Genomic DNA, 22,987 nt, shown 5'->3' with positions numbered 1-22,987 from the left:
TATAAAGGCAGGCTTCGTAAGAAGCCTGCCTTTATGTTTTATGTATTGAGTAGATAAATAAAAGTAGTTAAGATAGAGTCTTTTCCATATCAAGGAAGGTCTCTGCGGGTGATCTGTGATTCCATAGTACATCATATATAGCTGTAGCAATGGGAATATCGATCTTGTATTCTTTAGCTATGTGTTGCATGCCTCTTGCCGCATAGTAACCTTCTGCTACCATGTTCATTTCCAGTATTGCATTCCTGACAGAGTAGCCTTTGCCCAGCATGGTACCCAGCATACGGTTTCGGCTGTGCAGCGAGTAGCAGGTTACCAGCAGGTCGCCGAGGTATGCGCTGGTATGAAAGTCAGGGTGCTCGTCTGATGGATGTACCTGCCTGAAATGTGCATCCAGGTAGCGATACATTTCACGGTAGCAGTTGGTAATGTACACACTCAGGAAGTTGTCTCCATAGTCAAGTGCATGTGCCATGCCTGCGCCGACGGCATATATGTTTTTTAGTACTGCTGCAAACTGCACACCCCATATATCATGGTTGGTAGTAGCATATATATAGGTATTTCGGAAAGCATCTGCCATCGCAGTAGTCAGTTCGTCATTCAGTCCTGAGAAGGTGAGGTAAGAGATCCGTTCATCTGCCACCTCTTCGGCATGGCAGGGGCCGGTAACAGCCATGTACCTGTTCATATTGAATGACGGGTTCTTGCTCATATAGTCATTCAACAACAGGTTGCTGTCTGGCAGAATGCCTTTGATCGCAGAAACTACATTCTTGTCAGCCCAAAGTTTGGGGTCCACACTTTCAATTACACCCTGTACATATGCAGAAGGTACACATACTATCACCGTTGTACACTCGCTCAGTACTTCTTCAAGATCGTTGGTAGGTGTAATCGTTTCCGGCAGGAAGCGTACGGATGTGAGGTAGTGTGGGTTTTGGTAGCGTGTCTGCAGGCTGTTGGCAGCCTCTTCGTTCCTTACCCACCAATGTATGCTATGGCCATTATCTGTCAGTATTTTGGCTATTGCGGTGCCCCAGCTACCGTTACCTATCAATCCTATTTTACCCAGTACGTTATTACTCAATCCTTATTCAGTTATGTTATTAATCAGACGATTTGGCCTCGTACAGTTTGTCTTTATCTACTACTGTTACTGTTGATTTGTCTTTTAATGTACGTGCTATAGCACCGTAAGGAGCTATCACAACTTGTTCTCCTTCTTTCAGCCCGTCGTTTATCTGTATGTATTCGTTATCCTGTATACCTGTCTTTACATCGCGGATGGATACTTTTTCTGTTTTCTTATCGTACACGAATACTACCTGGCGTATCTCGTCGATACCGGCTGCATCCATCGCCTTCTTTACACTGTCCGGCCATTCGCGGGTAGTTACCGCATTAACAGGTACGGCCAGTGTATTAGGGTCTTTTCTTGTTTGTATCTCTACCGATGAGCTCATGCCCGGTTTGAACACAAAGCGACCCCGCTGCAACTCAGTACTCAGGTCCTGGTAGCTGTTCTCCAGTATCAGTATATGAACGGTATAGTTCGTTACCTGGTCGGTGCTAAGTGCATTGGATGCAGAAGTGCTGGATACGGCTATTTTAGAAACCACACCAGTGAATTTGCGGTTGCGGTAGGCATCAGCCACTATTGTTGTTGTATCGTTCAGCTTCACTTTAGCAATATCCGTTTCGCTAACATCTACACGAACTTCTATCCTGCGCATGTCTGCAATGGTCAGCATTTCGGTGCCCGCCATTTGCGCTGTACCCACCACGCGTTCGCCCAGTTTCACTTTCAGCAGTGATACCACACCTGTAACGGGTGCTACTATCGTTGTCCTTCTCAGGTTCTCGCGCGCCTGTGACAGGTTAGCCGCAGCTACATCAACACTGTAACCGCCGCCCTGCATGCTGGCCAACGAGCCTTCGTAGCTTGCCTTTGCTCCGAGGTACTGGGACTTTGCCTGTTCAAATTCAAGCGCAGAGATCACTTTGTCTTCGTACAATTTTTTATTCCTTTCAAACTGCGCTTTCTGTTGTTCGAAAGTGGCTTTAGCCTGTGCTGCCATTTGCTCGGCATTCTGTGCGCGCGACTTTGTTTCAGCTACACTTGCCGCAGCCTGTGTTACCTGCGAAGAATAGATAGTTGGGTTGATCTTGACCAGTACTTCTCCTTTGAATACACTGTCACCTTCTTCTACATTCAGTTCTGTTATCTCCCCGCTTACCTCAGGTGCAATTTTTACTTCCGTTTCAGGGTATATCTTACCACTGGCTGTTACTGTTTCGATAATTGTATGCGGGGCGGCGGCCTCTACAGCTACCTTGACGCCCTTATTGCCGGTGGTTTTACCAATGATGATGAGCACCACCAGTAAAACAACCGAACCGCCTACTATCCACCAGAGTTTTTTCTTGTTCATGTATCTGATTGTATGGTGTAAAGTTAATTATTTGACCTCACTACCCGGTGCAGCCCCCTCAACCGGAGATACAAACACCAGTTTCCCGTTAGCGTCATCGGCCATGAGTATCATGCCATTGCTTTCAATACCGCGCATTTTTCGGGGTGCCAGGTTGGCTACCACCGTTACTTGTTTGCCAATAATATCTTCAGGCTTAAAGTGCATGGCTATACCTGAAACAACCGTCCTTTTTTCAAAGCCCATATCTAATTCCAGTTTCAAAAGCTTATCCGCCTTTTCCACCTTTTCGGCATGGATGATAGTACCAACACGCAGGTCTATCTTCGCAAAATCGTCATATACTATTTCCGGTTTAATTGGTGTGTGCGTTGGTGTCGCAGGTTCTTCAGCGGCAGGTGCATTGGCAGTAGCAGCATTATGCAGTTTTTCTATTTGTTCTTTCATTTGTTCGTCTTCTATTTTCTTGAAGAGTAATTCAGGTGCACGCAACGGATAGCCCACTTTCAGCAAGTCTGTCCTTCCGGCGTTCTCCCATTCCAGCATCTTATCTACTACTTTCATCATGTGCAGCAGCTTTTGTGTAGTGAATGGCATGAAGGGGTTGGACAGGATGGCCAGGTTGGCTGTTAACTGCAGGCAAAGGTGCAGGCAGTTGTCTATCAGCTTCTGGTTGTCCGAGTTCTCTTGCAGCGATTTGGCTACTATCCACGGTTGTTTGTCCTGCATGTACTTGTTGCCCTTGCGAGCCAGGTCTATCACTTCGTATAGCGCATCGCGGAACTTGTACCGTTCCAGGCCATTCTCAACGGCTTCTTTGGCTTCTTTGATAGCTTTTATCAGCTCGTTGTCTGCCTCGTCCATCACGTCAGCATGCAGTGCAGGTACACGGCCACCACATAGTTTGTGCATCAATACGAAGGTGCGGTTGACGAAGTTGCCGTATATAGCTACCAGTTCGCTGTTGTTCCTGTCCTGGAAATCCTTCCAGGTAAAGTCATTGTCTTTTGTTTCGGGTGCGTTGGCGCAAAGCACGTAACGCAATATGTCCTGTTGGTCGGGGAAGTCCTGCAGATACTCATGTACCCATACCGCCCAGTTGCGGGAAGTAGATACTTTTTCGCCTTCAATATTGAGGAACTCATTGGCGGGCACGTTGTCGGGCAATACGAAATCGCCATGAGCCTTGAGCATAGAAGGGAATATGATACAGTGGAACACGATATTGTCTTTACCGATAAAGTGTACCAGCTTGGTGTCTTGTTGCTTCCAGTAGTCGGCCCACTGCGGAGTAAGGTCTTTAGTAGCACTAATATAACCGATAGGCGCATCGAACCAAACGTATAAAACCTTTCCTTCGGCACCCGGTAGTGGTACAGGTACGCCCCAGTCGCTGTCGCGGGTCATGGCACGGGGTTGCAGGCCATTATCCAGCCAGCTTTTACATTGGCCGTATACGTTGCTTTTCCACTCGTCCTTTTTGCCCTTTACTATCCATTCGTTCAGGAAACCCTCATATTTGTTCAGCGGGAAGTACCAGTGTTTGGTACTGCGTTTCACCGGAGTAGCGTTGCTGAGTGCGCTGCGTGGGTTCTTCAATTGTTCGGGCGAGAGGCTGCTACCGCATTTTTCACACTGGTCGCCATAGGCATTTTCATTACCACATACCGGGCAGGTGCCTATGATATACCTGTCTGCCAGAAATACCTTAGCTTCTTCATCGTAGTATTGTTCACTTTCCCTTTCTTCAAATACACCATCGTCATACAGCTTTTTGAAGAATGCCTGCGAGGTTTCGCGATGGGTGTCGCTACTGGTGCGCGAGTAGATGTCGAAAGAGACGCCCATCTGCTCAAAGCTATCCTTGATCATGGCGTGGTACCTGTCTACCACATCTTGCGGTGTGATGCCCTCTTTGCGGGCGCGTATGGTTATGGGAACACCATGTTCATCGCTGCCGCAAACAAATTTAATGTCACGTTTCTGAGCACGCTGGTAGCGAACATATATATCTGCCGGAAGGAAACAGCCTGCCAGGTGGCCGATGTGTATCGGGCCATTAGCATAGGGTAGCGCAGCTGTTACAAGTAACCGTTTATATTCCATTCTGTAAGTCTCTGTATTTGAGGGTGCAAGATAATCAATATGTAGCATGTGATGGTGGGTTAAGGGGAGTAAAAGGTTAATTAGTTGATAAGGTTAATATGTTAATGAGGTAATCGGTTGATAAGGATGTCTGGTTTAAATAGGTATTGTGCTGAATTTTCCCCCTATCCCCCTAAAGGGGAGACCTCTATTGTACGTCCCTGTTACGCTTATTTGTTCCTGTTGTTCCGTGTTTTGTTTCCATTTTGACTGGTTTTGTTTCCTGTAATTCTGACGGGCATATTTGTAATGTGTTGTAAATGAATGATGTGCGAGGTTTTGTTTCTTTTTGTTTCCCTGAAATGGAAATAAAAAGAAAAGACAGGTATAAAAAATCCCGCCGGGGGCGGGTAGTGTCATGCAGGAGTATATAAAATGTCGTGTCATGGCAGCTGTTATTAATATAGCAAAAATAAGTAAAATTGTTTGTTTTGTCAAGTTTAAGTTGATGGTGCTACCGGGGGTATTTACTTTTTATCGGCAGGTATCATAATACCCCTGTTCTTCATTTCTTCAAGCAGCTTTTCGGGAATGCCACGACAGGAACAATGTTTTATATGTTCCAGGTGCCATGCTATACGTTGACCGGTATTGGCATTTTGGGGCATGGGGTGAGCCAGGTGCCATTCTTTATTTATTCTGCCGGCGCGTTTCATTTCATATATGCTTTTTTTAGTTACACATTGCAATTTATTTAAAAGGAATATGTAGTAAACTGACATTTGTCATAAACAGCTTTGATAGCAGTCATCATATTAGGAATGCAGTACGGGTATTTTTGGATGATAAAATAATCCGCTATACACAAAAAGCAAAGAACATGGCGAAGCCTCATATAGTAATACTCGGATGCAACTTTGCCGGCCTTACAACTGCCAGGTATATTCATGCTGTGGTGAAAGACCATGCTGATATTACGATCATAGACCGTAAGTCGTTGCTCACTTTCGTGCCCAATATACCGTTGCAGGTACTGGCGAATGTGAATCCGGATATTGACCTGCATTATAAGTTCATGTCGTTTTTAGAGCATGATGGCAGCCGTTTTATACAGGCAGAGGTGTTGACGATAGATGCAGATACCAATACAGTATATTATCAACCTAACGAGCGGCCCGGCCACCCGACAAGGAAGATACAGTATGACTACCTGGTTGTAGCATTAGGTAATCGCCTGGCCTATGATAAAATAGACGGGTTCAGCGAGAACGGACACAGTGTGACGGATACCTTCCTGGGTAACAGATTGCGGAGGTACCTGCACAATGACTATAAGGGCGGTCCGATAGCGATCACATCGGATGTGTTTCACCAGGGTAAAAGTGATAAGCTGCCTGAAGGATTGCCCGTGGCGATGACAGCTTGTGAGGGGCCTCCCGTAGAGCTGTCATTCTCCCTGGCCCATTGGCTGGAAAAGAAAAACATTGGTAATGCCTCTACCATTTACCTGTCTACACCGGCTAAAGTGATAGCAGAAGACGCAGGTGAGACCATACTGAATCAACTGCTGCCCATGATGGCTAATATGGGGTATAACTATAAGGCCAATACCAACGGTATAAAGAAAGTATATGATGGAGGAATAGAGTTTAACGACGGATCGACACAGGAAGCTGAAATAGCTATCATGTTCCCCGACTGGGAGGCGCACCCTTTCCTGAAAGAATTACCATTTACAGATGATATGGGGTTTGTGGTTACCGACCTGTATATGCGCAACCCTGACTATACTAATATTTTTGCCGTAGGCGATGCGGCATCTGTTACCGTACCCAAGATAGGCTCGCTGGGGCATATGGAAGCAGAGGTGCTGGCCAATACCATAGGCAAAGAACTGGGCATTATAAAGGGGGAGATAAAACCGCTTGAATTTGAACTGCTGTGTATGGGAGATATGGGCGGTATAAAAGGATTTTATATGCGCACGAACGAGTGGTGGGGCGGTCATGAGAATCACCTGGAAACGGGGGTGACCGCGTATGCGCTCAAAATGGGTTTCAAACAGATGTATTATACGCTGGGCGGCAAGATACCACACTGGGGGCTGGCGCTTAGTGAAGTGATAGGTGACCATATGGTGGTATAGTGGTTATTTATGCAACAGGCTGTCTTTCCAGTTCCACCATTTTAGTTTTTCGGATTCGCGTTGGTCGGCAGGGGTATCTGCAAAATAGACCGCACACCTGAATACGTACAGTACACACCTGTCTTGCAGGGTACCTGCAAATTGATTGGAGCGATGGTAAAGTAGTTCAGGGTCTTGCCCTTTAAGCTCTGCAAGAGAACGTATGCCTATATTCCAGAGGTCGGTAGCTAAGGACTTGCCAACCCCCGGAATGATGCATAACTCTTTTATTGCTGCTTGTTTGGTCATTGGTATGTTGTGTGGGGTTTTGCAATCGCCGTTCCTGTACATTCTCTTTTCAAACGAGGACGAGTGGGGGGATTATCCCTAGTATATATCTGCTTTACTGATTTTCATTCCTGTTAATTTAAGTAAATAAAGACAGCATTCCTTATAAGCTGACTTTTCAGGTGACCATCTTTCGGCAACATGATAGTTGCCTTGCTCAATTCCTTCCATTATCCATTCGGCGCCATCAGTACCCATACGTTGGTTTTTATAAGGCATATCCCAGAAATTGCAGCTATTGATTAAGTGAGTAAATCGTAACCACTCCTCTTTTGTAAGTTCTCTCTTTCTGTCAATGATTATGCTGCCCGGTTCATATCCACCTGCGCCACTCGCAACTTTCCAATACAGACCGTATGTGTTATGGTAGTTCTCTATCCTGATAGCAATTGGATGATGAAAGGTCCGCAGCCAGGTAAAACGATAAGCAATAGTGTCTTTATATCTATACAACAATGGTTCTTCTAATGCACACAATTGAGCTGAATACCATTCTAAAGTGAATTTTACGCCATCAATCATATTTAGTACATCGTATGTGCTGTCTGTTGTCCAATCGTTCTTAAGCGATACTACATATTGATAAGGGAAATAGTATTTGTTGCTTTTAGGGATACCCATACTATCTATGTCAGTGGCAATTGTAACTTCATTGTAGTATTTCACTGTTTCATCATCACCTAAAAGTGTAGACAATTGAATTATTAGGTATTTATAATATTCTATAGTATGCTTTTCCAAGCGGGTTGCACGAATGAGATAAAACCTGCTCTGTCTGGCATAATCAATCACCTGTTTCTTATTAAACGACCTATAATAAGCCTCACCTAATAAGCGATTGGCCTCATAATTATTACTATCCAGCCGTATGGCCTTTTGCAGTTCATATATCATTTGTGTATCACCAGTGGAGTAATTAGCCTCTATGTATTGATATTTTGCCCGCATGATATATGGAGCCGGGCTATTTGTATCTACTCTAATTAAGCGGGCATATAAAGCATCTAATGAATCCTTTTGGCCAATATACAGATAAGAATAGGTTAAGTACCACGTTGCGATTTCATTCAGAGGGTCAATAGTATATATTTTATGAGCCTTTTTTGTCAGAGCTTTAGTATCCGTTATATATGTCTGCCGGAGGTCTTCTTCAAGCCTTTGCAGGTCTTGAGCAACACCAACAGTATGCACAAGCAACGAGAGTAATATGGCAATAATGTATTTGGACATGTTTTTTTAAGGTCTAGCTTTTCTAATCATCCCCATGCGTCTCTGCTTCGTACCAGGGGAATGAACCTGCATTTTTATTCAGCTCCCAATAGAAAGGAGAATGTTTTTTATCATAGTTGCCCACTTCATTCATCGTCTCGGCATCGTACAGGCGGCCATTTACCACAGTGTATTTAATACTTTCTGTATTGCGGATATTGTCCAGCGGGTTTTTGTCCATCACAAGCAGGTCGGCCAGTTTGCCGGGTTTTAATGAGCCAACATATTCGTCCAATCCCAGGCTTTTGGCCGGGTTAACAGTTGCCGTACGCAATGCTTCCATCGGTGTCATTCCGCCCTGTGCCATCATCCATATTTCCCAGTGCGCGCCAAGGCCCTGTAGTTGCCCGTGCGCTCCCATGTTGATGGTGACGCCCGCATCGCTGAGCTTTTTAAGGCTTTCAGATACCAGTATGTGTCCGTTCTCATACTCCTCTTCGGGTGCCATAACACGGTGGCGGCTGCGGGTGTCGATTACAGAGCGTGGAGTAAAGCGTAACAGTCTTTCTTTCTCCCATACATTGCTGTGCTGGTACCAGTAGTACTCGCCGCTCAGGCTGCCGTATGATACAATGAGCGTAGGTGTATTGGCCGTTTCTGAGCGTTTCCACAACTGTACTACATCATCGTACAACGGTGCGATGGGCAGGTTGTGCTCAATTGTCGTGTGTCCGTCCAGTATCATGCTTATGTTGTGGAAGAAGAAGGAACCGCCCTCCGGTACTACTTCCATCTTTAGTTCGCGTGCGGCTTCTATCACCATCTGGCGTTGCTCACGGCGTGGCTGGTTGTAGCTTTTAACACTAAACGCCCCGAAGGCATGGGTACGTATCAAGGCACTTTTAGCATCGTCCAATGAATTAATAACAGCTTTGAAGTCGCCATCGGCACCATACAGAATCGTGCCAGTAGAGAATACACGCGGTCCTACCATTTTACCTGCTTTCACCATCTCGCTTTGTGCAAATACAAATTCACTGTTGGCAGAAGGGTCGTGCATGGTAGTGACACCATAAGCAAGGTTGGCATAATATGGCCAATGCTTTTCGGGCACAATGCCGGAGTGGAAATGCCCCGCATGTGCATGCGCATCAATAAAGCCGGGTGTAATGGTTTTACCGCTGCAGTCTATTTCTTTTGTACCTGTGGGTATGGTCATTTCTTCGGTTTTGCCAATGGCTATTATCTTGTTGCCTTCTATTACGATGGTGCCATTCTCTATCACACCGTCTTTCTCCATAGTGATGATGCGGGCGTTGGTAAAGGCGATCTTACCCTGTGGTTTGTCTGTTTTCGCTATTAAACCAACAGGAGTGCCTTTTGCCGGAATACTAAAAGAGGAGTCAGGTTTGCCACCAACAAATTCGAACAGGTCCTGAAGGTTGATGGTATAGTACTGACCTCCGAGGGTATAGTGCAGCATTTTCCCGTTGCCACTCCAGTGCAGGTTGTACCCCGCATCTTTTGACACACGTCTCAGGGGAAAGTCTGAACTGTCGCTGCCGATAGTGATAGCTTTGCCCGTGTGTGGGAATGCCGCTATGTACACCTGGTACAGGTCGGTATAGGCTATCCATTGTTCATCGGGAGATACGGTGAAATGTTGTGCGTATTTTGTTGTGAATATAGTGCGCTCATCCTCTCCGTCTGTCTTACACCAGTTGTATGATTTTTCAAGCCCTCCACCTGAGAGGTAGTAGATACGTTTATCGTCTTTGCTGAAAGAAGGTTCGCTGCCACTATTGGTGACAAAAGTTTCGTCGCCACCATCGGCAGGCATGTAGTAGATGCCGGGTTTTGAAGTGTGCGCGGGGCCGAGTATGTTGCTGCCTCCTTCGCGTTCGTACACCAGCCATTTGCCATCGTGCGAAAATGAAGGAGTGCGGAAGATACCTTTCTTAGTGGTCAGCCTTTCTGGGTTGCCGCGATCCGTTTTTACTTTACAGATGCTGCCCCCGGCAACATCGCTCCATGTAGTATAAACAAGATATTTACCATCAGGAGAGAATGAAGGGTCGTACTCAAGCTCTTCAGAAGTAGTGATACGTTCGGGTGTACCGTTGGGTAGTTGCTTTTTGTAGATATGTCCCAGCGCACTAAAGACAAGGTATTTGCCGTCGGGTGATGTAACGGCCTGGCGGATCACATGTACTTTGAACTCATCTTTATCTATATCTTGTTTCACCCTTACTACTTCGGATATCTTATTGTTTACATCGCAGGAGAAAGGTATCACTGTCGCTTTGTTCACAGCATTCGCATCAATATTCATGATCTTACCTCCCGCCCATATAATGATGTGGCTGTCATCAGGCGTCCAAGCGAAGCCGGGATAAATGCCGAAAGTGGTCCATGCTTCCTGCTGGTCTTTTGATAGTTTGTCGTAAACAGGCCATTCGTCGCCTGTTTCTATATTGCGCAGGAATAAAACAGTTTTGGTTCTTACCCTTTTAACAAAGGCCAGTAGTTTCCCGTTGTGCGATACCTGCGGGCGCACGGCACCACCCGGTCCGCCGGTTACTCTTTCTGTAGTGCCTTTCTTCCTGTCAAAGCGGTTAATGACGAATATCTGGTTGTTGGGGTCTTTGTTGTATTCAAAATGTCCACCGGGATATACATCTTCACTGTAGTACACATAACGTCCGTCAGGGGAAACGCATGGTTCGTTCACGTCCTGTTGGTCGTTCTTGCGTTTGGTCAGTTGCAGGCCATTGCCGCCGCGAATATGGTACATCCACATTTCTCCTGCTCCCAATGAGCGGGTAGAAGTGAAGTGCTTGCGAGCAATGATGTACATACCGTCGGGTGTCCATACGCCATTGTTCAGCAGACGGAAGGATTCTTTTGTTACCTGGCGGGCATTTTTCCCATCTCTGTCCATTATCCATACGTTGTCGCCGCCACCTGCATCAGATGTAAAGCAGATCTGTTTACCGTCCGGGCTGAAACGGGGCTGTACTTCCATGGCTTTTCCTTGCCTTATTACTGTAGCATTGCCCCCTGCAGCTGGCATGATGTATATATCACCCAACAGGTCGAACACTATCTGTTTGCCATCAGGAGAGATGTCAAGGTTCATCCACGTGCCTTCGTTAACAGTAAAGGCTACTTCTTTCTGAGGTCCTCCGGGGTTCTCAATATCCCATTTCTTCTTTTTATCATCTGCTAAAAGACTCAGGGGCAGCAATAATAATATCAATAATGTTCTGAAAGACATATGGTACAATTTGGGTTAAAGATAGAAAAAGCGACGGATGAGTACAGGGGCAAAAGAAGGGGGAGTGAGGCAACTAATCTTCAAATGGCTACTTTTAAGGCGGCTGCCGGCCAGTTAGTCTGAAAACCATTAATAAAGCCTAAATTGCAGCTTCTATTATCGGGTATAACATAATAATGAAAGAAGCGCGAGTAACGAAATTATCCAGGCACCATAACAGGGCCAATAAACTGAAGAAGGCAGAGATAAAGGCAGCTCCTATTGACAGGAATGATATTGATATCGCAATTATAGACATTGTGCTGAAAGCCCTGTACTACAATTCTCATATAGATACGCTGAATGTAGAAACGGACATTTATAAAAATGCCAATATCAAGATACCGTATGTAGAGTCAGAAAGATTGTGGGAGGTGATGATCAACTCCGGCCTGGTGAACCCTGTAGCAGGTTTTGGTAATGCAGGTAAACTTAAACTCTCCCGCACAGGCTACCAGCTTATGGCCCAGTTTGGCGGGTATAAGGAGTATATGGAGGCTATGAAAAACAGCAACGCACAGGGAACTGTTCCCCAGATAATCATAGAAACACCGGGAGCCGAAGAGGAAGAGGATAATGATTGCAAGGAACTGACTGATGAGAAAAAATAAAGAAAAGCATTAACACATAACTGTGTATTACTATATCTCTTACGAAGTTAAATTAAGTTATTTTTGCACCATGAAGCATATGTTCAGGGCAATGGCCCTGTTGATCTTATTGTTTACCGTTTCAGGTGTTTCAGCACAAAACAATGGCGAATGGACCTTGCAGCGTGCGGTGCATTATGCTATAGACCATAATATATCTATACAGCAAAATGTACTGAACGCAAGGTTGGAAAAGCTGACCTTGCAACAGAACCGGTTGTCTCAATTGCCTAATGTGAATGTTTCTACAGGCTATGGACGTAGTTACGGACGTTCTATCGACCCGACAACTAACCAATTCGTTAACGGCAGCAGTTATGACTTTATGAGCCTTAGCGGTAATGCAGATGTGCTGCTGTTTGGCTGGTTTCAGAAACGCAACCGCATAGCACAGAGCAGATATAGCTTTGAGGCCGCCAATAAAGACCTGGAAAAGCTGAAGAATGATGTTTCGCTGAATGTGGCAACAGGCTTCCTGAGATTGCTGATGGCGCAGGAACAGGTGAAGATCAATGAGCAACAAGTGCAGGTTTCGGCTGAACAGTTGGGACAGACCCGCAGTTTTGTGGAAGCTGGAAGACTGCCCGAACTAAACCTTGTGCAGCTTGAATCTCAATTAGCAACAGACAGCGCCAACCTTATTGCCGCCATGTCTGAAGAAAATGCAGCATTATTAGATATAAAAGCACTGTTGAACCTGGATTTTGAAGAGACATTTGTACCTGTGATACCGGATATAAATGTACATAATGATTTTGCCAATGCTTACCTGCAACCGGAAGAAATCTATGCAGCCGCAGAAAAGAAACTGCCCAACGTGTATGCTGCAGAAATGCGTTTGAAGGCTGCAAGGAAAGGCTATTCGGCAGCCAAAGGTGCATTGCTGCCGCAACTATCGTTGAGCGCACAGGCTGGTACTAACTATTCAACACTGAATAAGGACTATACCGTTACCGGTGTTACAAATGATGCGGTACAGGGTACATTCGCTTATGATTCTGTAAATAAAAGCGCCTACCAGGTGTACCAGGCCAGCCCGGTATTTACTACCAGTACGCTGCCGTTGGGCAAACAACTTGACAACAACTTCAGGCAATCAATTTCGCTAGGGGTGAACATACCCTTGTTTAATGGCTGGTCGGCACAGACGAATGTAAGTAAGGCAAAAATAAATATGCTTAACCAGCAGTTGAGCCTGGACCAGGCAGAGCTGAAACTGAAGCAGGATGTATATAAAGCACAGAATGACGCACGTAATTCATTGCAGAAATACCTGTCATCTGTACGCGCTGCCGAAGCAGCAGAGAAAGCTTATCAATATGCACAAAAACGTAATGAGCTGGGGCTGACCAATACTGTAGAATACCTGGTGACAAAAAATAACTGGTACAGAGCTGCAGCCAACAAGACCAGTGCAAAATATGACCTTATATTTAAATTAAAGGTCATTGATTATTACCTCGGCAACGAGATAAAACTATAAGTACCAACATGAATGATCAATTAAGGGATGTATTACTGGAAGCTGTCCGGGCCGGAGGGGCTATTATACAGCACTATTTCCAGGGCGTATTTAAGATAGAGAACAAATCTACGGTTAATGACCTTGTGACCGAAGTAGATAAACATGCTGAGAAAGCTATTATTGATATCATAAAAAGAGAATTTCCTGAGCATACCGTTATCAGTGAAGAGGTAGGCGAGTTGCTACAGGACTCTGACTATGAGTGGATCATTGACCCGATAGATGGAACTGTGAATTTCGCCCATGGTATTCCTATATGCTGTGTAAGTATTGGCATCAGGCATAAAGGTGTCCTGATTTTGGGTACGGTATATAACCCGATAATGAATGAGTTGTTCTTTGCAGAGAAGGGCAAAGGAGCTTTCCTGAATGAAGAACCTATTTTTGTCTCGAAGAAAGCGGATTTTAAAAAGGCATGCCTGGTGACGGGTTTTCCATATAAATGGCCTAAATCCTATGTTCACCCTATAAAAGTATTTGAGCGTTTTATAATGGAAGGTTTGCCTGTGCGCAGGCTGGGTTCCGCTGCTATAGATCTGTGTTGGGTAGCCTGTGGACGTTTTGACGGATTCTGGGAATACAATCTGAATCCATGGGATATTGCTGCCGGCTACCTTATAGTTGAAGAAGCAGGCGGAAAGATAACCAACTTTGACGGAGACCCGTATGATGTGGACGATAAAGAGACCCTGGCCACTAATGGAATTATTCATGAAGATATGCTGAAACTGATAAGAAGTAATATTTGACAATATGGGCGAAGAAAGAACAGAAATAACCTCGCTGGGCGAGTTTGGGCTTATAGATCACCTGACCATGAATAACGAGACCCGTAATGCGGGTACTTTATTGTCGGTTGGAGATGACGGAGCTGTAATAGACCAGTTTGGCAGGCAGACGGTTATCAGTACAGATATGCTGGTAGAAGGTATACATTTTGACCTGATGTATACCCCCCTGAAGCACCTTGGGTATAAGGCTGTGGTCGTGAATCTCTCTGATATTGCAGCTATGTTTGCAACACCTACTCATATAACAATGAGTATTGCTATATCCAACAGGTTTTCGGTAGAGGCACTGGATGAGTTTTATGAAGGTGTATATGCAGCTTGTGAGCGATATAATGTTGACCTGGTAGGAGGAGATACCACTTCCTCAGATAAGGGGCTTATCATCAGTGTGACTGCGATAGGAGAAGTAGCGCCGGATAAATATGTCACCCGATCAGGTGCAAAAGAAGGAGACCTGTTGTGTGTATCCGGTACTTTAGGTGCTGCTTATCTCGGGCTACAGTTGCTGGAACGGGAAAAACGTATTTTCCTGGAGAGTCCCGGCGTTCAGCCCGACCTGCAAAAAAAAGCACATGTAGTAGGACGTATATTAAAACCCGAGGCAAGGACAGATGTTGTTACCTGGCTACAGGAGCATGATATTATGCCAACCTCTATGATAGATATCAGTGACGGGCTTAGCTCAGAGATATTGCATTTGTGTAATAAAAGCGGGGTAGGATGCGTGCTTTATGAAAATAAGATACCTATCCATGATGAGACAAGAGAGGTGGCATATGAATTTCAGATAGACCCGACGATGTGTGCCCTGAATGGTGGCGAGGATTATGAGTTGTTGTTTACCATCAGCCAGGATGATTACGAAAAGCTGGCTGTACATACGGATATTTATACAATAGGTTATATGACCGGTAAAGATACCGGTGTGAAATTGCATACCAAGGGCGGTAATGTTCACGACCTGATAGCACAAGGCTGGAACCCGATAGCCGGAGAAAAAAAATAACCACAGCCTATAATTAGTCAGGATTTTTTGTATTTTGCCGTAAATAACGATTTTAGTCATTATGAAGTTTTGGAAACATTCTTTACTGGCGGGGAGTATATTCTTAGGTATTGCCTCAACTGTTACGTATACGTCTTGCATTCATGACAGTTGTAAGACCCTGATGTGCCGCAACGGCGGTACTTGTGATGGCGAACTTTGCCTTTGCCCTGATGGCTGGCAGGGTACGCAGTGTGAGATAGCGTCAGGAGATAAATTTATCGGAACTTATGATGGCCAGACCAAAGTGAACTCAGATCCTGTAAGGATAGACTCTGCAAAAGTTTATTATATTTCAGGAGAAGACACACCCACAACAATAGAAACCATAATTTATAGCCGTAAACCGGAAAAACTGAGCGGTAAAGCTGTACTTGATCACATGTATATCAACAATGCTCCCGGTAAGACCATTACTTACAAGTATTTGGGAGAAGGTAAAATTGAGATACTTATCGATGAGATGGTAGACGGTAACAGGGTGATCACCAACTTCTCAGGTACTAAAAGGTAGTAATAAAAAATATTATTATAAAAAAATGGGGCGTCGTAAGACACCCCATTTTTGTTTCAGCTCTTTATTGGTCTATTCACCTTTTTCTTTGTCTTTTTCCGCAGCCAGCCGGGTCTCCTTCAATTTCCTGAATTGTTCTTTATTAGCCTCTTCTTCTTTTTCTTCTCTTTCCTGCTCCTGGTCATAAGCACGTATGATGCTTTTTACCAACCTGTGCCTCACTACGTCTGCCTCATCCAGGAGGATATATGCTATGCCGTCAATATCTTTAAGTATCCGGGCCGCTTTTACCAGCCCTGATTTCTGATTTTTGGGTAGGTCTATCTGTGTTAGGTCGCCTGTAAGAATGGCTTTTGCTGACGGCCCGATACGTGTGAGGAACATTTTTAACTGTAACTCTGTTGCGTTCTGTGCCTCGTCAAGGATGATGAAAGCATTATCCAGGGTACGACCACGCATATATGCCAACGGAGCTATCTCAATTATACGGTTGGCCATATAATAGTTCAGTTTATCTGACGGAATCATATCGTCCAGGGCATCATATAGAGGGCGTAGGTAAGGGTCGATCTTTTCTTTGAGATCGCCGGGAAGGAATCCCAGGCTTTCGCCGGCTTCAACAGCAGGACGCGTAAGAATTATTTTTCTGACTGCTTTGTTCTTTAATGCACGTACAGCAAGTGCTACTGCAGTGTATGTTTTACCAGTACCTGCAGGTCCGACTGCAAAGATGATGTCATTTTTTTCAGAAGCGCCTGTCAGTAGTTTCTGGTTCTGTGTCTTGGCACGTATCACTTTGCCGTTAGGACCAAAAACGATAATATCATTCGTACTGTTATTCTCGTTATTGAGAAAATCAGACCCTTCTTCATCATCGCCCAATATTTCGGCAAAGTAGTTCTCAGACAAATGGCCATTACGTTCCAGGTATTTTATTACCTGGCTGATGCGCAGTTGTGCATTTGCTACCTCTTCAGGTTGCCCGGCCAGTTTTATCTGGCTGCCACGAGACAACACCTTCAATAGCGGGAATTTGCGTTTCAGGATGTCGAATTTGCTGTTATTTACACCGAAGAACTCGATCGGGTTAACTGTTTCAAGACTTATTATCGCTTCTGTCAATGTGCTTTTATTTTAGTGTTAACTAATCATACAATTTTAATACAATCAGGTATGAATTACTGTTAACAAAAAATGAACAATTTCTATTTGTCGTAGTTGTTAACCGTCGTAATGTGTACTTGTTGTCATCTTCCATTAAGTTAATTCATTTAAACGCTGAAAGACGAAAATTGATGTTTGTTTTTATTAACCTGTTGTGCATATCTTTTTTTATATCAAAAAACAATCCTGATAATCAGTATCGCTACATATGAAGTATTATTTTTACATCCAGAACCGGAGCAATGTATACATTGAAGGATAAAGTTGTAGTTATAACCGGAGGCTCGTCTGGTATAGGAAAGGCATTAGCATTTGATGCTTTGAACAGGGGAGCCTGCGTAGCAGTATGTGCCAGGAATATAAATAAGCTTGAGGAGTTATATGGCAACATAGCAAAAGAGAGGATGGTATATATGCCTGTTGATGTAACCAGCCAGGTGGATTGCGAGAGACTGGTAACAACTGTTGTTGATAAGTGGGGTAAAGTAGACGTATTGCTGAACAATGCTGGTATAAGTATGAGAGCATTATTTGAAGATGCCAATGTATCAGTGATAAAAGAGCTTATGGATGTTAATTTCTTTGGCTCGGTATATTGTACCAAAGCGGCATTACCTCATATACTCAAGCAGAAAGGTGTCATAGTTGGGGTATCGTCGATAGCAGGGTACAGGGGACTGCCTGCCCGTACAGGATATGCGGCATCAAAGTTTGCCCTCCAGGGTTTTTTAGAATGCCTGAGAACGGAATTGCTGCATACAGGCACACATGTTATGTGGGTAGCTCCCGGATTTACTACATCTAATATCAGGAATGTTGCCCGTGCCCCGGACGGTAGTATGCAAGGCGAGACCCCACTGGACGAAAAGGGACTAATGTCTGCTGAAGAGTGCGCCGGTATCATATTGGATGCAGTACAAAAGCGTAAAAGGTCGGTAGTTATGACATTTATGGGTAAAATGACCGTTTTTATCAATAGAATCTGGCCAGGTTTTGTAGACAAGCGTGCTTACCGGCATTTTTTGAATGAGCCGAACTCTCCCCTGAAAAAATATGAAACCAACGGTTAGTAAAAAGCACCTGTCTATGAATATGGTGACCAATATCATATTTGTTAGTTACATAAGTAACAATGTGTCATGCTGATTTTTTGTAATTTCATTGCGTGGCAGATATGATTCACAAAATTAAATGATCATTTATGAACAATAATTTCAAAAACGTATGCCTGTTTGCAGCGTTGGTCCTATTTACTATCAATACCTATGGTCAATCGCAGGGTGATGTTTTTCGTCAGTATGTGAATGCACCAGTTACTCGGAACGGATCTCCGATGTCATTACCCTGGACAGGAGGTGCTAACAAGCCCCAACTGGCTATGGCCGATCTTAACCAGGATGGTGTTAAGGATATAGTGTTATTTGAAGATTATATAGGAGTAAAGACCTTAATAGCAACAACTGCTACGTCTTTCAGGTATGATCCATCCTATGAAGCCAATTTCCCTGCAATGAATGGCTATTTTACATTGATAGATTTCAATAAAGATGATGTTGTGGACCTTGTGCATAGAAGTTTTGCAGGTGTAGGTGTATATTATGGGTATTATTCCAATAGCCAGTTAAAGTTTAAATATTACAAAGACCTATACTATACCAATGCTACTGGACAGGTAAATGTTCACGTAGCACCGGCATCAATACCAGCATTCGGAGACGTGGATAATGATGGTGATATAGATATTATCTCATATGATGTGTGGGGAACACAAATAACATTCAATAGAAACTGCCAGAAAGAAGATGGTTTACCCAAAGATAGTATCAAGATATGTGTCAAGGATGAATGTTGGGGACGTACTTACCAGAACTTTGAACGTAAAGTGGGACTGAATTACAGTTGTTCGCAATGGGGTGTTACCTGCAAAGGCTGTGGCAGCCCTTCAAATAAAGGCACGCACGGTAGTAATACACTTTGCCTGATAGATATGGACAACGATGGTGACCTGGATTATTTTAATGGCAATGAGTCGTTTTCAGACATACAGTTCTTTTACAATGGCAGAAATATGGTGGGTTACGATTCTGTGATCCATGAGGATACTATCTGGAATGGTAATGGTGTTGATATGGTTATGCACAGTTTTCCAGCAGCATTTGTGCTGGATGTTGATCATGATAATGATGACGACCTTTTATTTACACCAACAGCGCTCAATTCAGAAAACTATAATTGTATCAGCTATTACAAGAATACAGGCAGCAATGCCAATAAGAATTACGTACACCAGTCCGACAATTTCCTGGTTGACCAGATGATAGATATGGGTATGGGATCTTATCCTGTATTATATGACTTTGATAAAGATGGGAAAAAGGATCTTTTTGTAGGCTCGGACGGGTTCTTTCAAAATCAGACATCATTGAATAAAAGCAAAATAGCCTACTACAGAAACACGTCTTCCAATCCGAAGTCTTATTCATTTGAATTAATGGACAGTGACTTCCTTGGCCTTGATTCGATGGGTTATATGGGGGCTGCGTTGGCCATTGGCGACCTTGATAATGATTCTCTCGATGACCTCGTAATAGGTCGTAGCGATGGTACGTTCGCATTTTTCAAAAACACTGCAGCCAGTGATACTGTTGCCCCTGTTTGGGTATTGGCTGATAGTTTAATGAAAGATCTTACCACATTCAAAACGCTTGACGTTGGTGATTATGCAACCCCATGCATATATGATATTGACAATGATGGCAAGATGGACCTTATTTCAGGTAACCAGTTAGGGGATCTTTATTACTACAACAATTTCGGAAGCGTTTCCGGCAATTTGAACGTGAAGTTCGTAACTGCTAACCTCGGAGGTGTTAAGATATCAGATCCATTTGAGCCGTATGCATATTCTGCTCCATACATCGGACCCATGGATAACACGCAAATTGATTACCTGGTTGTAGGTTGCGAATGGGGTGAACTGTATCGTTTTGACGGATTTCAGAATGGAGCTATGCCAGCGCAGTATACTATGTTAGACTCTGTATACTCATACATCAATGTAGGTAAGCGTTCAGCACCTGCCTTTGCCAACCTTGATAAGGATAATGACAATCTTTATGAGATGATAATCGGCAATGTACTTGGTGGACTGAATTTCTATAAACAGGATTACAAAGTACATGTAAATGACAGGGTTGCAGGTAATAAAAATGTTCGTGTATATCCTAACCCGGCAGGTAATGTCCTGAATGTGAAATGGGATGAAAGTTTTGCTGATGGCACAGTAATGGTACAGATCATATCAGTAACAGGACAGCAGGTGTTAATGCAATCTTTCGATAGTCATAAGAATAATTGCAGTCTTTCATTAAATGAGCTTTCTTCGGGTACATACTATTGTATAATTCAGTCAGGAGGAAACAAGAGCGTTCAACCTGTTACTGTATTGAGATAGCGATAATCTCTGTCACCTAAACCAGACCGAATAATGTCATGAGACACACCTGTATAGCCACTTTTGTCTTTATACTTCTATCCAATGCAGGGTTTGCCCAGTTCCAGGATGATGTTTACAGGCAGTATAGCGATGTTGTAGTTAAGAATGGAAATACCATTATGGAGCTACCCTGGACCGGGGGAGTGAATAATCCACACATTGCTATGGCAGACCTGAATCATGATGGCCTGAATGATATTGTAGTACTGGAAGATTACCTGAGCTTATCGACATATATAGCAACCGGCAAAGGCACCTTTCGTTATGATTTCCGCTATGAGCATAACTTTCCTGAAAATATTACCGGGTATATAAAATTTATGGACTTTAACCGGGATAATATACCTGACCTGGTGCACCATGGGAACAGTGGTGTGAGTGTAAGCTATGGCTATTACGATAAAGATTCATTAAAATTCAGGTATTATAAGGATCTCGGGTATATTCTGAACGGTAACTGGAGTAATGTTTTGGTATCGGGAAACAGTGTGCCGGGAATGGCTGATATAGATGGTGACACTGATATAGATATCCTGTCTTATAACTGGGCCGGCGAGTATATAACTTATTACCGGAATTGCCAGGTTGAGGATGGGCTGCCAAAGGATAGCATCAAAATATGTATTAAAGAAGTATGCTGGGGACGAACAAGGCAGAACTTTCAAAGGGCTCATGAGCTGGGTTTACCACCGTGCCCTCAATCTATATTTGACCCGATAACCTGCAAAGGCTGCGGAATACCATCACACAAAGGTACCGATGGCATCAATTCGTTATGTCTTTTTGATATAGACAGTGATGGTGACCTGGATTATTTTAACGGACACCAGGGGTTTACTGATATACAGTTTTTCAGAAATGGTAAGAGTCAATATGGCGTAGACTCAATGATCGCCGAGGATACAATATGGGGAGCAGGTGGCGTAAATATGTTTATGCCCAACTATCCGGTAGCATTTGTGCTGGATATTGATCATGATGGAGATGATGATCTGTTGTTCACGCCTATGGATAAAAGCACAGAGAACTATAAATCCATCAGCTTTTATGAGAATACAGGTAGTAACGCCAATAAGAATTTTGTTTACAGAAGCAGTACACATCTTGTAGACAGGATGATAGACCTTGGAATAGGTTCTTACCCCGTATTTTACGATTTTGACAAAGATGGTAAAAAAGACCTCTTCGTAAGTTCCGAGGGTTTTAAAGACCAGGCAACCCATAAGAATTTCAGCAGGGTGTTTTACTACAGGAATACATCAATCTCGGGCAAATATTCGTTTGAATTGGTAAGCGATGATTTCCTGGGTTTGCAGTCGCAGAAAATGGAAGGTATTGCTTTGGCAATGGGTGATCTGGACAATGATTCTCTGGATGACCTTGTGATAGGAAATGGCGATGGTACATTTACGTTCTATAAAAACTATGCAGCCAGCGATACCGTTGCACCGGTATGGCAGCTGGAAGTGAGTAAAATAAAAGACCCGATAACCAATAAAGATCTGAATGTGAGTGGGAATGCCACTCCTTGCATCTACGATATAGATAACGACGGCAAAAAAGATCTGTTATCCGGTAGCCAGTTTGGTGGCATACATTACTACAGCAATTTTGGTACAACTCCAGGCACATTGAGCCTTAAGTATGTTACCAACAAGCTAGGAGATGTAGATCCCCGGCATATTAATTATTCATATCCTAATACAGTGCCCTATATAGGGCCAACTGATGATAAGGAAATTGATTACCTGGTAGTTGGTTGTAGTTGGGGTATTTTGTACAGGTACGATGGATTTCAGAATGGGGCTATGCCGGCAAAGTATACAATGATAGATTCCCTGTATTCGTATATTGACATTGGCGAGCGCTCTGCGCCGGCTTTTGCAAATATTGACAATGATAGTACCAAGCTTTATGAAATGCTGCTCGGTAACGTGCTGGGTGGACTGAAATTCTATAAGCAGGATTTTAAAGTAAATATTACAGATAAGGTTGCCGGCAACAAAAATGTTGTGCTGTATCCTAACCCTGCTGCCAATATACTGAATGTAAAATGGGACAGAAGTTTTAGTGATGGAGATGTGACCGTTCAGTTATTCTCGTTGACCGGTCAGCTGATAATACAACAGAAATATGATGCAGGGGGTGTATCGTGCACGATGAATATCTCAGATGTCGCGTCCGGTACATATTATTGTGTTGTCAGGTCTGCTAATGACAATAGTGTTCAGCCTGTCAGCATTTTGAAATAGATATATAGTTATAGAAAAAGCCCTTGCAATAC

General features: G+C 43.8%; 17 protein-coding genes. 9 read left to right on the top strand and 8 right to left on the bottom strand.

The genetic code is table 11. From position 1 onward, the window contains the following. Positions 1-67: 67 nt before the first annotated feature. The 4 genes from H6550_10265 to H6550_10250 all read right to left on the bottom strand — a co-directional run bounded on the left by H6550_10265 (position 68) and on the right by H6550_10250 (position 5,236). A complete protein-coding gene (locus H6550_10265) occupies positions 68-1,090 on the bottom strand; it encodes an NAD(P)-binding domain-containing protein (protein MCB9046509.1) in 1,023 nt (340 codons plus the stop codon). Between the two features lie 19 nt (positions 1,091-1,109). Beyond that, positions 1,110-2,435 (bottom strand): efflux RND transporter periplasmic adaptor subunit, encoded by a 1,326-nt coding sequence (locus H6550_10260; GenBank protein ID MCB9046508.1) that lies wholly within the window; start codon positions 2,433-2,435, stop codon positions 1,110-1,112. A gap of 27 nt (positions 2,436-2,462) precedes the next feature. Next, positions 2,463-4,541: a methionine--tRNA ligase gene (gene metG, locus H6550_10255; GenBank protein MCB9046507.1), complete on the bottom strand. Its 2,079-nt coding sequence runs from the start codon at positions 4,539-4,541 to the stop codon at positions 2,463-2,465. Between the two features lie 506 nt (positions 4,542-5,047). Then, positions 5,048-5,236, bottom strand: coding sequence for a hypothetical protein (locus tag H6550_10250; protein ID MCB9046506.1), 189 nt, complete (start codon positions 5,234-5,236; stop codon positions 5,048-5,050). Positions 5,237-5,400: 164 nt separating this feature from the next. Here H6550_10250 and H6550_10245 point away from each other — a divergent pair, with 164 nt between their 5' ends. After that, positions 5,401-6,666, top strand: coding sequence for an FAD-dependent oxidoreductase (locus tag H6550_10245; GenBank protein MCB9046505.1), 1,266 nt, complete (start codon positions 5,401-5,403; stop codon positions 6,664-6,666). Between the two features lie 3 nt (positions 6,667-6,669). Here H6550_10245 and H6550_10240 read toward each other — a convergent pair whose 3' ends face one another. The 3 genes from H6550_10240 to H6550_10230 form a co-directional block, all read right to left on the bottom strand. Then, positions 6,670-6,954 (bottom strand): helix-hairpin-helix domain-containing protein, encoded by a 285-nt coding sequence (locus H6550_10240; GenBank protein MCB9046504.1) that lies wholly within the window; start codon positions 6,952-6,954, stop codon positions 6,670-6,672. Between the two features lie 78 nt (positions 6,955-7,032). Then, positions 7,033-8,223, bottom strand: coding sequence for a hypothetical protein (locus H6550_10235; protein MCB9046503.1), 1,191 nt, complete (start codon positions 8,221-8,223; stop codon positions 7,033-7,035). A 22-nt stretch (positions 8,224-8,245) separates the two neighbouring features. Beyond that, on the bottom strand, positions 8,246-11,479 hold the full coding sequence (locus H6550_10230; GenBank protein MCB9046502.1) for a PD40 domain-containing protein: 3,234 nt from the start codon (positions 11,477-11,479) through the stop codon (positions 8,246-8,248). Positions 11,480-11,655: 176 nt separating this feature from the next. On the opposite strand from H6550_10230, the gene H6550_10225 reads away from it, so the two are divergent. From H6550_10225 to H6550_10205, 5 genes are all read left to right on the top strand, one after another. Then, positions 11,656-12,129, top strand: coding sequence for a hypothetical protein (locus H6550_10225; GenBank protein MCB9046501.1), 474 nt, complete (start codon positions 11,656-11,658; stop codon positions 12,127-12,129). A 70-nt stretch (positions 12,130-12,199) separates the two neighbouring features. Beyond that, on the top strand, positions 12,200-13,651 hold the full coding sequence (locus H6550_10220; GenBank protein MCB9046500.1) for a TolC family protein: 1,452 nt from the start codon (positions 12,200-12,202) through the stop codon (positions 13,649-13,651). Between the two features lie 8 nt (positions 13,652-13,659). Continuing rightward, positions 13,660-14,442 carry an inositol monophosphatase gene (locus tag H6550_10215; protein MCB9046499.1) on the top strand — a complete coding sequence of 261 codons (783 nt, stop codon included), beginning with the start codon at positions 13,660-13,662 and terminating at the stop codon, positions 14,440-14,442. Between the two features lie 4 nt (positions 14,443-14,446). After that, complete coding sequence (gene thiL / locus H6550_10210) at positions 14,447-15,490, top strand: thiamine-phosphate kinase (protein MCB9046498.1); 1,044 nt, start codon at positions 14,447-14,449, stop codon at positions 15,488-15,490. 61 nt (positions 15,491-15,551) lie between these two features. Next, positions 15,552-16,043 carry a hypothetical protein gene (locus tag H6550_10205; protein MCB9046497.1) on the top strand — a complete coding sequence of 164 codons (492 nt, stop codon included), beginning with the start codon at positions 15,552-15,554 and terminating at the stop codon, positions 16,041-16,043. A gap of 72 nt (positions 16,044-16,115) precedes the next feature. Here the strand turns inward: H6550_10205 and H6550_10200 are convergent, their stop codons facing one another. Continuing rightward, a complete protein-coding gene (locus H6550_10200) occupies positions 16,116-17,165 on the bottom strand; it encodes a PhoH family protein (protein MCB9046496.1) in 1,050 nt (349 codons plus the stop codon). Between the two features lie 293 nt (positions 17,166-17,458). On the opposite strand from H6550_10200, the gene H6550_10195 reads away from it, so the two are divergent. From H6550_10195 to H6550_10185, 3 genes are all read left to right on the top strand, one after another. Continuing rightward, positions 17,459-18,277 (top strand): SDR family oxidoreductase, encoded by an 819-nt coding sequence (locus H6550_10195; protein MCB9046495.1) that lies wholly within the window; start codon positions 17,459-17,461, stop codon positions 18,275-18,277. Between the two features lie 131 nt (positions 18,278-18,408). Next, positions 18,409-20,661, top strand: coding sequence for a T9SS type A sorting domain-containing protein (locus H6550_10190; GenBank protein MCB9046494.1), 2,253 nt, complete (start codon positions 18,409-18,411; stop codon positions 20,659-20,661). A gap of 38 nt (positions 20,662-20,699) precedes the next feature. Continuing rightward, a complete protein-coding gene (locus tag H6550_10185; protein MCB9046493.1) occupies positions 20,700-22,955 on the top strand; it encodes a T9SS type A sorting domain-containing protein in 2,256 nt (751 codons plus the stop codon). Positions 22,956-22,987 lie beyond the last annotated feature (32 nt).

It is taken from the genome of Chitinophagales bacterium (assembly GCA_020636495.1).
GTDB lineage: Bacteria > Bacteroidota > Bacteroidia > Chitinophagales > Chitinophagaceae > UBA5543.
This window is presented reverse-complemented; position numbering and strand designations above follow the sequence as displayed.